The organism is Dactylosporangium sp. McL0621 (assembly GCF_049995355.1).
Taxonomy (GTDB): Bacteria; Actinomycetota; Actinomycetes; order Mycobacteriales; family Micromonosporaceae; genus Dactylosporangium.
The window spans coordinates 1,800,592-1,815,368 of the sequence record NZ_CP188259.1; the positions used below are offsets into that span (position 1 = coordinate 1,800,592).

Below are 14,777 nucleotides of genomic sequence, written 5' to 3' on the forward strand. Positions count from 1 at the left end.
GTCGGCGGCGAGTTTGCCGGAGGGGGCGCGGCCGGGAGTACCGGGTCGATGCCCCATGCCTTCGCCGGGCCTACGGCGCTCACCGCGGCCGTGCCTGCGCCGCGGCAGTACGGGGCGGGGCCGGAGGTGGGCGGTGCGGTGTACCAGAGCAAGCGGCCCGGGCTGGCTGTGGCGCTCGTGGTGCTGACCGTGCTGTTCGAGGTACCGGTGCTGCGGCTTTTCATTCAGGCCATGACCGCCAGTGATGTGCCCGCTGGAGCGACGCTTGCTGGGACGTTCATGATTCCGGCGTTGCCGATGTTTTCGCTCGGGCTGTACGGGCTGATCGGTGGGGCGGCCGCTGCGGCTCCCGGGGTTCGGGCTTGGCTGCGTACGCCGCTTGCCTACCTGCCGGTGGCGCTGCTGCTGTTCGTTGCGGCCGGACTCGCTGCCTAGGGGACGAAGTTCGCAATTTGGTGCCGCGGCGGAGGGCATAGAGCCATAAGGCGCCGCGGCCGAGGCGGCGCGGCGGAGGCGACAGAGCCGTAAGCGGCCGAGGCGGCGTAGCGGCGGAGGCGGCAGAGCCGTAAGCGGCCGAGGCGGCAAGGCGTGGTGCGGCCGAGGCCGGCAGGCGCCGAGGCAGAGGGCGGAGACGCCGCGGCAGTGGGCGGGGACGCCGCGGCAGTGGGCGGGGACGCCGCGGCAGTGGGGCCAAATGGCCGCAGGAGACGCCGCGGGCGGCGGAGCGAGGCGGCCGTACGAGAACGCCCCCACAAACGCGACAACCCACCCACACCAGAAATACCCGTCCAAACTCCACGACAGTGGGGGCATTCGTAGAAGCGCAGACCCGGCGCGTACACTTTCCCCCGGCGACCGCACACCGTGCGGTCGACCTCGCGCGCCCTCCCTAGCCCGCCGCATTTCTTTCCGCGCCGGGTGAGCATTCCAGGGCGGCGGCCGCCCTGGTCCCGAGAGCACACGTGGTGCACCACCGCGCGTGCGACGGGTGAGACGGCCGACGACCGGGCGCCAGGACGGCGGGCCGACCGGTCCACCGTGTGTAACCAGGATCGAAAGGATCCCTGCCGACATGGCTGTAACGATGCGTCAGCTGCTCGAGAGTGGCGTGCACTTCGGGCACCAGACCCGCCGCTGGAACCCGAAGATGAAGCGCTTCATCTTCACCGAGCGCAACGGTATCTACATCATCGACCTGCGCCAGACGCTCGACTACATCGAGAAGGCGTACGACTACATCCGCAACACGGTGGCCGAGGGTGGCTCGGTGCTGTTCGTCGGCACCAAGAAGCAGGCCCAGGAGGCGATCGCCGAGCAGGCGACGCGCGTCGGGCAGCCGTACGTCAACCACCGCTGGCTCGGCGGCATGCTGACGAACTTCCAGACCGTGTACAAGCGTCTGCAGCGGATGAAGGAGCTCGAGAGCCTCGACCTGACGGGTACCGCCCAGGGGTACACCAAGAAGGAGACGCTCCAGCTGTCCCGCGAGCAGACCAAGCTCAGCCGCACGCTGGGTGGTCTCCGCGACATGCAGAAGCTCCCGTCGGCGATCTGGGTCATCGACACCAAGAAGGAGCACATCGCGGTCGACGAGGCCCGCAAGCTGGGCATCCCGGTCATCGCGGTGCTCGACACGAACTGCGACCCCGACGAGGTCGACTTCCCGATCCCGGGCAACGACGACGCCATCCGCTCCGCGGCGCTGCTGACCCGCGTGGTCGCCGACGCCGTCGCCGACGGTCTGATCGCTCGTTCCGGGCGCGCCACCCGCGCCGACCAGAAGCCCGAGCCGGGCGTCGTGGCCGGTGACGAGCCGCTCGCCGAGTGGGAGCGCGAGCTGCTGGAAGGTGGCGCCAAGCCCGCCGCGCCGGCCGCTGAGCCGACCGCCGCCGCTCCGGTCGCCGAGGCGAGCAGCGCCGACGCCAGCGCCGCCACCGATGCGAGCACCGCCGAAGTGACCAGCGCCGCCGACGCGAGCAACGCCGCCGAGGCGGGCAACGCCGCCGAGGCGGGCAACGCCGCCGAAGAGAACAACCAGGCGTAACCCACAGAGCGAGAGAGAGTCATGTCCAACTTCACCGCCGCTGACGTCAAGCGGCTCCGCGAACTGACCGGCTCCGGCATGATGGACTGCAAGAAGGCGCTCGAGGAGGCCGAAGGCGACTTCGACAAGGCCGTCGAGCTGCTGCGCATCAAGGGTGCCAAGGACGTCGGCAAGCGTGCCGGCCGCACCACGGCCAACGGCCTCGTCGCGCACTCCGGCTCGGGCCTGGTCGAGATCAACTGCGAGACCGACTTCGTGGCCAAGAACGAGGCGTTCGTCGAGCTCGGGCAGCGCCTCGCGGCCCAGGTCGACGCGATCAAGCCGGCCGACGTGGACGGTCTGCTGGCCTCCAAGCTCGGCGACGCCACCGTGGCCGAGCTGATCCAGGCCGAGTCGGCCCGCATCGGCGAGAAGCTCGTCATCAACCGCATCGCGGTGCTCGGCGAGCCGGTCGCGATCTACATGCACCGCAAGAGCCCCGACCTCCCGCCGCAGGTCGGCGTCGCGGTCGAGTTCAACGGCAAGACCGACGAGGCGGCCGTCGCCGACGCCCGCGCGGTGGCGATGCAGATCGCCGCGATGCGGCCGAAGTACCTCACGCGCGACGAGGTACCCACCGACGTGGTCGAGTCCGAGCGGCGCATCGCCGAGGAGACCGCCCGCGAGGAGGGCAAGCCCGAGCAGGCCCTGCCGAAGATCATCGAGGGTCGGGTCAACGCCTTCTTCAAGGACTTCGTCCTGATCGAGCAGCCCTCGGTCAGCGACAACAAGAAGACGGTCAAGCAGGTGCTGGCGGAGGCCGGTATCGAAGTGACGCGGTTCGTGCGCTTCGAGGTCGGCCAGGCCTGACCGCGGTACAACAGCAGCAGTGAGGGGGTCACGGTCCACCGGATGGAGACCGTGACCCCCTTTCCACAAGCAGACAGAAGGGTGCCCAGATGACGAACACCGCCGTCGAAGCGGCCAGGCAGTCCCTGACCCCCGCCCCGCTGGGGGCGCGGCGTGTCGTGCTGAAGCTCTCCGGTGAGGTGTTCGGAGGCGGCGCCGTCGGCGTCGACCCCAACGTGGTGCGCGGCATGGCGCGCCAGATCGCCGCGGTCGTGCGCCGCGGCGTGCAGGTCGCCGTCGTCGTGGGCGGCGGCAACTTCTTCCGCGGCGCCGAGCTCTCCCGGGCCGGGATGGACCGCTCGCGCGCGGACTACATGGGCATGCTCGGCACGGTGATGAACTGCCTGGCGCTGCAGGACTTCCTGGAGAAGGAAGGCATCGACACGCGCGTGCAGAGCGCGATCACCATGGCCCAGGTCGCCGAGCCCTACATCCCCCGGCGGGCGATCCGCCACCTGGAGAAGGGCCGCGTCGTCATCTTCGGCGCGGGCGCCGGCCTGCCGTACTTCTCCACCGACACGGTCGCGGCCCAGCGCGCGCTGGAGATCCACGCGCACACCGTGCTCATGAGCAAAAACGGCGTCGACGGCGTGTACACCGCCGACCCGCGCACCGATCCGACCGCCCGCAAGCTCGACAGCCTCACCTTCGCCGAGGCGCTGCTCAAGGGGCTTCGGGTGGTGGACCAGACGGCGTTCAGCCTCTGCCAGGAGAACGCGCTGCCGATGCTGGTCTTCGGCGCGGAGGGGGAGGACAACGTCGCTCGCGCGCTGAGTGGTGAGAGGATCGGCACGCTCATCACCGCCGAGCCCGTCCCGGATCGAGGAGGACAGACCCCGTGATCGAAGAGACACTCTTCGAGGCCGAAGAGAAGATGGACCGTGCGATCGACCATGCCAAGGAGGAGTTCGCGGTCATTCGTACCGGCCGCGCCACTCCGGCGATGTTCGGCAAGGTGATGGTCGACTACTACGGCACCCCGACCCCGCTGCCGCAGATGTCCTCGATCGCGATCCCCGAGCCGCGCATGGCGATCATCAAGCCGTACGACGCGTCGCAGCTCAACGCGATGGAGAAGGCGATCCGCGACTCCGACCTGGGCGTGAACCCGAACAACGAGGGTACCCAGATCCGCATCATGCTGCCGCAGATGACGGAGGAGCGCCGCCGGGACATGATCAAGGTGGCCCGCAACAAGGCCGAGGACTCCCGCGTGGCGATCCGCAACGTGCGCCGCAAGGCCAAGGAGGAGCTCGACCGCATCGTCAAGGACGGCGAGGCCGGCGAGGACGAGGTCCGCCGCGCGGAGAAGGAGCTCGAGGACCTGACGCACAAGTACGTCGCGCAGGTCGACGAGCTGCTCAAGCACAAGGAAGCCGAGCTACTCGAGGTCTGATGGCCCATCTCGACCGGGCTCAGAAGGCCCCCGGCCCGTCATCGACGCGGGCGCGGCAGGACCATGCCGCGCCCGAGCCGCCCGCGGAAGACCAAAAAGCGGAAGAGCCGGCTTCGGTACCTCAAGAGCCTCCCACCCCCACCACCCCGCCCCCCAACAGCGCGCCCGCGCCTGCGACGCCCGCCAACGGCGCGACGCCCACAGATGCCGCGCCCGCGCGGGCCACGTCCAGCGACGACGCGTCCGCGCCCACGAGGCCCGCCGACGCCGCGTCCGCGCGTGCCACGTCCGGCGACGCCGCGTCCGCGCGGGCCACGTCCGGCGACGCCGCGTCCGCGCGTGCCACGTCCGGCGACGCCGCGTCCGCGCGTGCCACGTCCGGCGACGCCGCGTCCGCGCGGGCCACGTCCGGCGACGCCGCGTCCGCGCGTGCGATGCCCTCCAACGGCGCGTCCGCGCCCGCGATGGCCGCCGACGGTGCGACGCCCGCCGACGACGCGTCCGCGCGTGCCACGTCCGGCGACGCCGCCTCCGCGCGTGCGATGCCCTCCAACGGCGCGTCCGCGCCCGCGATGGCCGCCGACGGTGCGACGCCCGCCGACGACGCGTCCGCGCGTGCCACGTCCGGCGACGCCGCCTCCGCGCGTGCGATGCCCTCCAACGGCGCGTCCGCGCCCGCGATGGCCGCCGACGGCGCGACGCCCGCCGACGACGCGTCCGCGCGTGCCACGTCCAGCGACGACGCGTCCGCGCCCACGAAGCCCGCCGACCCCGCGTCCGCGCCTGCGACCTCCGCAAACGGTGGGTCCGCGCCTGCGACCCCCGTAAACTCCGCGTCCGCGCCCGCGACCTCCGCGTCCGCGCCCGCGACCTCCGCGTCCGCGCCCGCGACCTCCGCGTCCGCGCCCGCGACCTCCGCGTCCGCGCCCGCGACCTCCGCGTCCGCGCCCGCGCCCCCCGTAAACGCCGCGTCCGCGCTCGCGATGGCCGCCGACGACGCGAGTGCCTCCGCGCCCGCGCCGCGTAAGAGTCGTGCCGGGCGTAACCTGCCCGCCGCCATCGGGGTCGGGGCCGGCATGGGCGGCCTCGTCGTCGTCTCGCTGTTCGTGTGGAAGTGGCTGTTCCTCGGCCTGGTGATCGCGGCCGTGATGATCGGCGTCTGGGAGATGGTCCGGGCGGTCAGCGTCCAGAAGGCGCGCCCCCCGCTGGTCCCGCTGCTCCTCGGCGCGCCGCTGATGGTCGGGCTGGCCTGGTTCGGCGGGGCCGAGCGGCTGCCGCTCGGGCTGATCGCCACGCTGCTGCTCGTCTTCGTCTGGCGGTTCGCCGACGGGGTCCCGCATTATCAGCGCGACGTGACCGCCGGCGCGCTCATCGCCGTGTACGTGCCCTTCCTCGGCTCGTTCGCGGCCCTCCTGGCCTATCCGGCCCACGACGGCAGCGTGCGGGTCCTGGTGACCATTCTCGCCGTGGTGTTGTCGGACACCGGCGGGTACGCCACAGGTGTTTTTCTCGGTAAGCACCCCATGGCCCCGTCGGTCAGTCCGGCCAAGTCGTGGGAGGGGTTCGCCGGGTCGGTCGTCTGGACCGGGGCCGGCAGCGCGATCGCCCTGCCGCTGCTGCTCGACGACGCCGTCTGGTGGCACGGCGCGATCTTCGGCGTCGCGGTGTCGATCGCGTCGGTGCTGGGCGATCTCGGGGAGTCGCTGATCAAGCGGGACCTCGGCGTGAAGGACATGAGCAACCTGCTGCCGGGGCACGGCGGGCTGATGGACCGGCTCGACTCGGTACTGCTGGCGCTGCCTACCGCTTATGCCGTGCTGGCCTTCCTCGTGCCCTGGAGCAGGTAGAACGGGCGCCCGGAGTCGCCCGGCCGTGCTGGCCAGCGGTCTTACAGATCATGAGGCCGGGCATGGGACACTGGAACGGTCATGACGCAGCTTCCCGTACTTAACCTGTCCTCCAGCGCGGCCGGCACCACCCCGGACGGCCGCCGCGCCGCGCTGCCCCCGCGCCACCTCGCCGACCTCGATCTTGCGGGCCGCAAGGCGGCCGTCACCGAGCTGGGCGAGCCGGGCTTCCGCGCCCAGCAGGTCTCCGCGCACTACTTCGGCCGCCTGGTGCGCGAGCCGGAGGAGATGACCGACCTGCCGGCCCGCACCCGTGAGGCGCTCACCGGGACGCTGCTGCCCCGGCTGCTGCACCCCCTGCGCGAGCTCGCCACGGACAACGGCACCACCCGCAAGACGCTCTGGCGGCTGCACGACGGCTCCCTGGTGGAGAGCGTGCTGATGGGGTACCCCGACCGGGTCACCGTGTGCGTGTCGAGCCAGGCCGGCTGCGGCATGGCGTGCCCCTTCTGCGCCACCGGCCAGGCCGGCCTGACCCGCAACCTGTCCACGGCGGAGATCGTCGACCAGGTCGTGTGGTTCGCGGGGCTGGCCGCGCGCGGCGCGCTGCCCGGCTGCCCGGACCGGCTCTCCCGGGTCGTGTTCATGGGCATGGGCGAGCCGCTCGCCAACTACAACCGGGTCGTGGCGGCGGTCCGCCGCCTGACCGAGCCCGCTCCGGAGGGCCTGGGACTGTCCCAGCGGCACATCACGGTGTCGACCGTCGGGCTGGTCCCCGCGATGCGCCGGTTGACGCAGGAGGGGCTGTCGGTGACGCTTGCGCTGTCGCTGCACGCGCCCGATGATGATCTGCGCGACACGCTTGTACCGGTCAACCAACGTTGGAAGGTCGCCGAAGTGCTTGATGCCGCGTTCGAGTATGCGGCTAGCACCGGTCGGCGCGTGTCCATTGAGTACGCAATGATCCGGGATGTGAACGACCATCCATGGCGGGCGGATCTGCTCGGTCGGCTCTTGTCCGGGCGTCTCGCGCATGTCAATCTCATCCCGCTCAATCCGACACCGGGGAGCCAATGGGACGCGAGCCCCAAGCCGGTCGAGCGGGAGTTCGTCCGGCGCCTCCGGGCCGCTGGTGTTTCCACTACTGTGCGTGACACCCGTGGTCGGGAGATTGACGGAGCCTGCGGGCAGCTTGCGGCCTCCGGAGGTGGCAAGGTGGGAGAGCGTGAGGACGGCTTGCTAGCACGGCGAGCGAACGAGGAGACACAGTGAGCCAGGGTCAGCGGTTCCGGCGCCGTGCGATGCGTCGGGGATACAAGGTCGACGAGGTCGACTCGTTCCTCGACCGGGTGGAGGCAACCCTCTCCGGAGACGCCATGGGTGCGCCCGTGAGCGCGCAGGAGGTCCACGACGTGGTCTTCCGCGTGCGCTTCGGCGGCTACGACGAGTGGCAGGTCGACCTGCACCTCGACCGCGTCGAGCGCCAGCTGGCCGAGCACGAGGAGCGCGGCAGCGGCGGCGGCGGCTTCGGCCGGGCCCTGGACTCCCGCAGCGGCGAGCTGCGGATGGCGCCGGATCGCATGGACCAGCAGCGCATGCCCGACCGCATGGAGCAGCAGCGGATGCCGGAGCGTATGGAGCCGCAGCGCATGCCCGACCGCGTCGGCATGGCGCCTCCGCCGCCCGACCGCATGGGCCCGCCCCCGGGCCCCGACCGGATGGGCCCGCCCGGGCCCGACCGCATGGGTCCCCCCGGGCCGGACCGTATGGGCCCGCCCGGCATGGACCGCATGGGTCCCCCCGGCATGGACCGGATGGGCCCGCCCGGACCCGACCGCATGGGTCCCCCCGGGCCCGAACGCATGGGCCCGCCCGGCATGGACCGCATGGGTCCGCCGCCGATGGACCGGCCCGCGGACCGCACCATGGGCATGGACCGGCCGGTCGACCGCACGATGGAGCGCCCCGCGCCGCCACCGCCCGGCGCGCCGCTGCCGACCCGGCCCGCGCCGCCCCCGGCCGGCCCGCCCGGCGGCCCGGGTGGCCCCGGCTACGGCCGCTACGACGAGCCCACCTACGGCGGCGCCTTCGACGACGACCGCGGCTACGACCAGGGCCCGCGCGCCCCTCGGGCCGACATGACGGCCGAGATCCGCATGGATCGGCCCGAGCCGTCCACCTACGGCGGCGGCCCCGGCCCGGACCGTGACCCCTACGGCGCCCCGCCCGAGCGCGACCCCTACGGCGCCCCGCCCGAGCGCGACCCGTACGGCGCGCCGCAGGGCGACCCGTACGGCGGCGGCGGCCCCCAGGGCGGTGGCGACCCGTACGGCGGCCCGCCCCAGCACCAGTCGACCGAGGTGGCCCGCATCGACCAGCTGCGCCGCACGTTCCAGCTGCGCCGCTTCGGCAGCGGCTACGACCGGGCGCAGGTCGACCGGCTCTTCGAGGGCGTCATGGCCTCGCTGACCGGCCGCGGCGGCCCGCTGACCGACGGCGACCTCGACCCGTCGCACTTCAACCTGGTGCCCGGCGGCTACTTCGAGGCCGAGGTCGACGCGGCGCTGAAGGAGGTCCGCGACATCGTCACACGGCGTCGCTGACTCGTGGCTGAAAGCTGAAGAGGGCGCGTCCGGCTCGGCCGGACGCGCCCTCAATCATTTGCACAGTTCGGAAATACGACAGATACTCGTCATTACCCAGCGTGACGAATCGCGATCACGTCAGCGCAGGCCGTTGCGGCGCAGGACCCAGTCGCCGACGAGGGCGAGGATCAGCAGGCCGGCGCCCGCGATGAGGAAGATGTCCTCGACGCGGCCGCGGTGGTTGCCGACGAGCATGGTGAGCAGGATCAGCGCCGAAACGGCGGCACCGGCGCGGGCCGCGCGCGGGTGACCCGGCTTGAGCTGGTCGGGTGAGGTCACTGGCTCGTGCTCGGACACGGCTCGTCCTTTCGGGCTGCGACAACAGGGGTGCCGCGCGGGGCGGCCGGAACTTCCGTACTGAGTCTGGCATGCGGCACCGGCCCGGACGGTTGCGGGTCGGTCGGGTAGCGTCGATCGCGCAATCTGCGGTACCGATCGAGGAGGACAGCGGTGCGGATCACCGGGACCGGCCACGCCAGCCTGCGCATCGACACGCCGGCCGGGAGCATCCTGTGCGACCCGTGGGTCAACCCCGCCTACTTCGCGTCGTGGTTCCCCTTCCCGGACAACTCGCTGCTGGACTGGGAAGCGCTCGGCGACTGCGACTACCTCTACGTCTCCCACCTGCACCGGGACCACTTCGACGCCGAGCACCTCAAGCGGTTCGTGTCGAAGCGGGCGACCGTGCTGCTACCGGAGTTCCCGACCAGCGAGATGCGCGACGAGCTGGAGGCGCTGGGCTTCACGCGGTTCCTGGAGACGAAGTCGGAGCAGGTGCACGAGCTCGACGGCGGCCTCAAGATCATGATCCAGGCCCTGACCTCGCCGACCGACGGGCCGATCGGCGACTCGGCGCTCTGGGTGGAGTACGACGGCGTCCGGATTCTCAACCAGAACGACGCGCGCCCGACGGACCTGACCATCTTCAACGCGCTCGGGCCGGTCCACGCGCACCTGCTGCAGTTCTCCGGCGCGATCTGGTACCCGATGGTGTACGAGCTGCCCGAGGCGGCCAAGCGCGCGTTCGGCAAGCAGAAGCGCGACAGGCAGTTCGACCGGACCTTCCGCTACATCGACGACCTGAGGGCCGCGAACGTCGTGCCGATCGCCGGGCCGCCCTGCTTTCTCGACGACGAGCTCTGGCAGTTCAACGACATCTTCGGTGACGAGGGCAACATCTTCCCGGACCAGTGGGTGTTCCAGCAGGAGTACGCCAAGGCCGGCGGCACGAACTCGACGGTGCTGCTGCCCGGCTCCGTGATGGAGCTCACCGCGGACTCGGCGGTCACCACCCACCCGACCGACGTCGAGGAGTTCTTCGCGCACAAGCGCGAGCACCTCGAGGAGATGCGCGAGCGCAAGAAGCCGGTGATCGAGGCGGCCAAGGCGAGCTGGCGCCACCCCGAGGTCGACGTGCTCAAGGAGATGCAGCGGCGCATCGAGCCGCTGCTGGACGAGTCGATCTACCTGGCCAACGGCGTCGGCGGTCCGGTGCGCTTCGACCTGGTCGGCTACGACGGCGAGTCGGTCGAGTCGATCGTGGTGGACTTCCCCGGCAAGCAGGTGCGGGCCTACGCCGACGAGAAGGTGCGGTACCGCTTCCGCACCGATCGCGCGCTGGTCGAGCACCTGCTGTTCATCGAGGAGGTCGACTGGGTCAACTCGCTGTTCCTGTCCTGCCGGTTCTCGGCCGCGCGCATCGGGCAGTACAACGAGTTCGTCTACGCGTTCTTCAAGTGCCTGTCCGAGGAGCGGCTGCAGTACGCCGAGGGCTGGTACGCCGAGCAGAAGCCCGACGCCGAGGACATCAAGCTCGGCGACTGGATCGTCCAGCGCCGCTGCCCGCACCTCAAGGCCGACCTCACCCGCTTCGGCATCGTCGACGGCAACACCCTGACCTGCCAGCTGCACGGCTGGAAGTTCGACCTGGCCAGCGGCCGCTGCCTCACCAGCGTGGGCCACGAGCTGCGGTCCCGGCCGGCCGGCACCCCGGCGCCGGGCGCGGCCGAAGGGAGCGCCGCGGACGAGCGTGCCGTGGCCGGGAGCGCCGTGGGCGGGAGCGCCGTGGGCGGGAGCGCCGCGGACGCGAGTGTCGCCGGGGCCGCGCCGGTCGCGAGCGAGTAAGGGTTGCTCGACAAGGTTCGCAAGCTGCTGGCCAAGGCGGAGGACCCGGCCTGCACGCCGGAGGAGGCCGAGGCGCTCACCGCCAAGGCCCTGGCGCTCATCGCGAAGTACGGCATCGACCAGGCCCTGCTCGACGCCCGCGCCGAGCGTGCGCCGGTGGTCGGCAACCGGCTCGTCGAGCTGTCCGCGCCCTACCTGCGGGAGAAGGCGTACCTGCTGCACATCGTGGCGGCCGCGCTGCGCTGCCGGTCGATCCGGCTCGAGCGGCGTACCGCCGACGGCCTGCGGGTGTCGGTGCACCTCTTCGGCTTCGAGTCCGACGTCGCCGGCGTCGAGCTGCTGTTCGCCTCGCTGCTGGTGCAGGCGGCGCGCGGGCTGCTGCGGGAGGCGGTCCCGGACGGGCAGCAGGCGGCCGCGTGGCGGCGCTCGTGGCTGGTCGGGTTCGGCTCGGCGGTGCAGCAGCGCTTCGCCGCGGAGGCGGCCCGGGCCGAGGAGCCGCCGGCGCCGGGCACCGCGCTGGTCCTGGCCGACCGCGACCGCGCGGTGGACCTGGCCGTCGAGGCGGAGTACCCGAACGTCCGGGCCGGTCGCCGGCGACGGCTGAGCGGCGGGGGCTTCGAGGCGGGCAGCGCGGCCGGGCGGCGGGCCGACCTGGGGGCGGTACGGGTGGAGACGACCAAGCGGGCCGAGGTCACCGCTCGGAGCTGACCGGCTCGGGTTTCGACGGCGCGTCCTGGACGCCCGGGGGCGCCGAGCGGTCGGGCGTCACCGGGCCGGGGACGCCGCGCCGGCGGGCTTCGAGCCGGGCGCCGATGGCGCGTCCTGGACGCCCGGGGGCGCCGAGCGGTCGGGCGTCACCGGGCCGGGGACGCCGCGCCGGCGGGCTTCGAGCCGGGCGCCGATGGCGCGTCCTGGACGCCCGGGGGCGCCGAGCGGTCGGGCGTCACCGGGCCGGGGACGCCGCGCCGGCGGGCTTCGAGCCGGGCGCCGATGGCGCGTCCTGGACGCCCGGGGGCGCCGAGCGGTCGGGCGTCACCGGGCCGGGGACGCCGCGCCGGCGGGCTTCGAGCCGGGCGCCGATGGCGCGTCCTGGACGCCCGGGGGCGCCGAGCGGTCGGGCGTCACCGGGCCGGGGACGCCGCGCCGGCGGGCTTCGAGCCGGGCGCCGATGGCGCGTCCTGGACGCCCGGGGGCGCCGAGCGGTCGGGCGTCACCGGGCCGGGGACGCCGCGCCGGCGGGCTTCGAGCCGGGCGCCGATGGCGCGTCCTCGACGCCCGGGGGCGCCCAGCGGTCGGGCATCACCGGGCCGGGCACGCCGACCCGGCGGGCCTCGAGCTGGGCGCCGAAGGCGATGCCGAAGAAGAGCACGACGCCCGTCGCGTTCGCCCACAGCAGCAGGGCCATGATGCCGGTCAGCGAGCCGTAGGTGGCGCCGAACGCCCCGCTGCCCTGCACGTAGAGGGCCAGCATGGCGCTGATGCCCCACCACAGCGCCGTGGACAGCGCGGCGCCGAGCAGCAGCCACGAGAAGGGCGGCTGGCGGCGCCGGGGCGCGAACCGGAAGATGGCCGCGACCGCGCACACGACCAGCAGGACGCTCGCCGGCCAGCGGACCACCAGCCACACCGCCGCGACCGGGCCGCCCCACCCGGGGTACCGCATCCGCAGCGACGAACCGAGGGCGTCCCCGGCGACGAGCATCAGGAATCCGGCCAGGGCGGGCAGCCCGGCGACCGCGGCGAGCACGGCGGCGCGGGCGTACTTCAGGTGCGCCGGCCGGTCCCGCTCCACCCCGTAGATCCGGTTGGCGCCCCGCTCGATCTGCGCCATCGCGGTGGTGAGCGCGAGGAGGCCCGTGAGCAGGCCGAGCAGCAGCGCGACCTCGCCCGCCCTCTCCGAGCCGCCGGGCGTGAGGAGGTCGTGGACGACCTGCTCGCTGGCGCCGGGGGTGAGCGCGAGGACGGTGTCGGCCACCACGGCCCCGCCCTGGCCGACGCCGAGCTTGCCGGCCAGGCCCGACAGGGCGATCAGGAACGGCACGATCGCGAGGCACAGCTGCAGGCCGAGCGCGCGGGAGTGGCTGAACCCGTCGCCGTACCGGAAGCGCAGGAACGCCTCGCGGAAGAGCCGCCAGCCGCCGTGGTGGCGCAGCGCCTGCCACGCGTCGTCGGCGGACAGCTCGCCCCGCGCCATCGTGCGGGTCTCCGGCACCTGCCGAGTACTGCTCACTCGTCCGGAAATTCCCGTCGCGGCGAAATCACAAACCCGCCACACTCCTAGGTGCGGGGAGGGCGGGTGACGACCGCCGCGGATGCCCCGCCGCGTGGCCCGGCGCACGGGCGAGAGGCCGCGGCAAACCCGCCGCGGTGAAGGTGTGGTGGCACCGCGACCGGCCCCATCGCCCACACCTGCGGGGAGCGTCCCTTCCCAGGAGGTGTTTTCCATGTCGTACCGCGTGCTGTCCACCGAGATCGCCGAGCACACGGGGGAGTCGATCCGGCTCGCCGGGTGGGTCCATCGCCGCCGGGTGCTCGCCCGCGTCACGTTCCTCATCGTGCGCGACCGCGCGGGCCTGGCCCAGGTCGTGGTCCCCGCCGGCGTGCCCGTGCCCCCCGAGGAGTCCGTGGTCGAGGTCACCGGCACCGTCGTGGCCAACGCGGCCGCGCCGGGCGGTCACGAGGTCGCGTACGGCGCGCTCGAGGTGCTCTCGGAGGCCGAGCCGCCGCCGGTCGAGCTGTTCCGCCCCGAGCTCGAGGCGGGCCTGCCGGCGCTGCTCGACCACGCCGCCGTCACCCTGCGCCACCCCGCCCGCCGGGCCGTGTTCGCCGCGGGCGCGGCCGCGGTCGGAGCCTTCCGGGCCACGCTCGACGGGCTCGGCTTCACCGAGATCTTCACCCCGAAGATCGTCGGGACCGCCACCGAGAGTGGCGCGAACGTGTTCGCCCTCGACTACTTCGGGCGCCGGGCGTACCTGGCCCAGTCCCCGCAGTTCTACAAGCAGGCGATGGTCGGGGTGTTCGAGCGCGTCTACGAGGTCGCGCCGGTCTTCCGGGCCGAGCCGCACGACACGTCGCGCCATCTCGCCCAGTACCTGTCGCTCGACGCCGAGCTCGGGTTCGTCCGCGACCACCGCGACGTGATGGCGGTCCTGACCCGGGTCGTGCGGGCCATGACGGAGGCGGCCGGGCTCAGCGAGGTACAAATGCCGCAGGAAATTCCCGTCGTGCACTTCGCCGAGGCCCTCCGGCTCGCGGGCGCCGACCCGGACGAGCCCGACCTCGCCCCCGAGCACGAGCGCGCGCTCGGCGCGTGGGCGCTGCGGGAGCACGGCTCGGACTTCGTGTACGTCGAGGGCTACCCCATGGCCAAGCGGCCGTTCTACACGCACCCGCAGCCCTCCGAGCCCCGCTGGTCCAACTCCTTCGACCTGCTCTTCCGGGGCCTGGAGCTGGTCACCGGCGGGCAGCGGCGGCATCGGTACTCCGACTATGTCGCCGTGCTCGGCGAGCAGGCCGCGGGGCTGGAGGGCTACCTGGAGGCGTTCCGGCACGGGATGCCTCCGCACGGCGGGTTCGCGATCGGCCTGGAGCGGTTCCTGGCTCGCCTCTGCGGGGCCGCGAACGTGCGCGAGACCACGCTGTTCCCGCGCGATCTGCACCGCCTGACGCCCTAGTAAATCGTTTGCCGAGGACTTAATGATGATCTATAATTAATACATGCGTACGAACGGGGACGGCATCTGGGATTCACCGCGCTGACTCATGGGGGCACGCTCGGCGTGCGTCGTACAGGCCCAGCTCAGACCGCTGTTGAGCAAGTCCGGCGGGAGCAG

Annotated in this window: 13 protein-coding genes and 1 pseudogene; 11 read left to right on the forward strand and 3 right to left on the reverse strand. The window is 72.7% G+C overall.

The window, feature by feature from the left end:
* The first annotated feature begins 138 nt into the window (after nucleotides 1-138).
* From ACPPVO_RS08265 to frr, 5 genes are all read left to right on the forward strand, one after another.
* A complete protein-coding gene (locus ACPPVO_RS08265) occupies nucleotides 139-435 on the forward strand; it encodes a hypothetical protein (RefSeq protein WP_426510638.1) in 297 nt (98 codons plus the stop codon).
* Between the two features lie 637 nt (nucleotides 436-1,072).
* Nucleotides 1,073-2,044 (forward strand): 30S ribosomal protein S2, encoded by a 972-nt coding sequence (gene rpsB / locus ACPPVO_RS08270; protein ID WP_426510639.1) that lies wholly within the window; start codon nucleotides 1,073-1,075, stop codon nucleotides 2,042-2,044.
* A 21-nt stretch (nucleotides 2,045-2,065) separates the two neighbouring features.
* On the forward strand, nucleotides 2,066-2,893 hold the full coding sequence (tsf, locus tag ACPPVO_RS08275) for a translation elongation factor Ts (RefSeq protein WP_426510640.1): 828 nt from the start codon (nucleotides 2,066-2,068) through the stop codon (nucleotides 2,891-2,893).
* 89 nt (nucleotides 2,894-2,982) lie between these two features.
* The gene (gene pyrH / locus ACPPVO_RS08280; RefSeq protein ID WP_360369583.1) at nucleotides 2,983-3,774 is read left to right on the forward strand and encodes a UMP kinase; all 792 of its coding nucleotides are present in this window, start codon (nucleotides 2,983-2,985) and stop codon (nucleotides 3,772-3,774) included.
* A complete protein-coding gene (gene frr / locus ACPPVO_RS08285; protein ID WP_360369586.1) occupies nucleotides 3,771-4,328 on the forward strand; it encodes a ribosome recycling factor in 558 nt (185 codons plus the stop codon). Before pyrH ends, frr begins: the two co-directional genes overlap by 4 nt.
* A gap of 121 nt (nucleotides 4,329-4,449) precedes the next feature.
* On the opposite strand, the gene ACPPVO_RS08290 is transcribed toward frr, so the two are convergent.
* Entirely contained in the window at nucleotides 4,450-5,406 is a 957-nt protein-coding gene (locus ACPPVO_RS08290; RefSeq protein WP_426510641.1) for a hypothetical protein, read from the reverse strand.
* On the opposite strand from ACPPVO_RS08290, the gene ACPPVO_RS08295 reads away from it, so the two are divergent.
* From ACPPVO_RS08295 to ACPPVO_RS08305, 3 genes are all read left to right on the forward strand, one after another.
* A complete protein-coding gene (locus ACPPVO_RS08295; protein ID WP_426510642.1) occupies nucleotides 5,405-6,175 on the forward strand; it encodes a phosphatidate cytidylyltransferase in 771 nt (256 codons plus the stop codon). The genes ACPPVO_RS08290 and ACPPVO_RS08295 overlap by 2 nt on opposite strands.
* A gap of 81 nt (nucleotides 6,176-6,256) precedes the next feature.
* Nucleotides 6,257-7,447: a 23S rRNA (adenine(2503)-C(2))-methyltransferase RlmN gene (rlmN, locus tag ACPPVO_RS08300; protein ID WP_426510643.1), complete on the forward strand. Its 1,191-nt coding sequence runs from the start codon at nucleotides 6,257-6,259 to the stop codon at nucleotides 7,445-7,447.
* Entirely contained in the window at nucleotides 7,444-8,778 is a 1,335-nt protein-coding gene (locus ACPPVO_RS08305; RefSeq protein WP_426510644.1) for a DivIVA domain-containing protein, read from the forward strand. Before rlmN ends, ACPPVO_RS08305 begins: the two co-directional genes overlap by 4 nt.
* A gap of 120 nt (nucleotides 8,779-8,898) precedes the next feature.
* Here ACPPVO_RS08305 and ACPPVO_RS08310 read toward each other — a convergent pair whose 3' ends face one another.
* Nucleotides 8,899-9,117 (reverse strand): DUF2631 domain-containing protein, encoded by a 219-nt coding sequence (locus ACPPVO_RS08310; protein ID WP_426510645.1) that lies wholly within the window; start codon nucleotides 9,115-9,117, stop codon nucleotides 8,899-8,901.
* Between the two features lie 159 nt (nucleotides 9,118-9,276).
* On the opposite strand from ACPPVO_RS08310, the pseudogene ACPPVO_RS08315 reads away from it, so the two are divergent.
* Together ACPPVO_RS08315 and ACPPVO_RS08320 are read left to right on the forward strand one after the other, a co-directional pair.
* Nucleotides 9,277-10,818 (forward strand): annotated as a pseudogene (locus tag ACPPVO_RS08315) (Rieske 2Fe-2S domain-containing protein); the annotation flags it as partial.
* A gap of 129 nt (nucleotides 10,819-10,947) precedes the next feature.
* Nucleotides 10,948-11,652, forward strand: a complete 705-nt coding sequence (locus ACPPVO_RS08320) for a DUF2786 domain-containing protein (protein WP_360369598.1) — start codon at nucleotides 10,948-10,950, stop codon at nucleotides 11,650-11,652.
* 502 nt (nucleotides 11,653-12,154) lie between these two features.
* Here ACPPVO_RS08320 and ACPPVO_RS08325 read toward each other — a convergent pair.
* Nucleotides 12,155-13,174: a YihY/virulence factor BrkB family protein gene (locus tag ACPPVO_RS08325; protein ID WP_426510646.1), complete on the reverse strand. Its 1,020-nt coding sequence runs from the start codon at nucleotides 13,172-13,174 to the stop codon at nucleotides 12,155-12,157.
* A gap of 214 nt (nucleotides 13,175-13,388) precedes the next feature.
* On the opposite strand from ACPPVO_RS08325, the gene aspS reads away from it, so the two are divergent.
* Nucleotides 13,389-14,618: an aspartate--tRNA(Asn) ligase gene (aspS, locus tag ACPPVO_RS08330; protein ID WP_426510647.1), complete on the forward strand. Its 1,230-nt coding sequence runs from the start codon at nucleotides 13,389-13,391 to the stop codon at nucleotides 14,616-14,618.
* The last annotated feature ends 159 nt before the right edge of the window (nucleotides 14,619-14,777 follow it).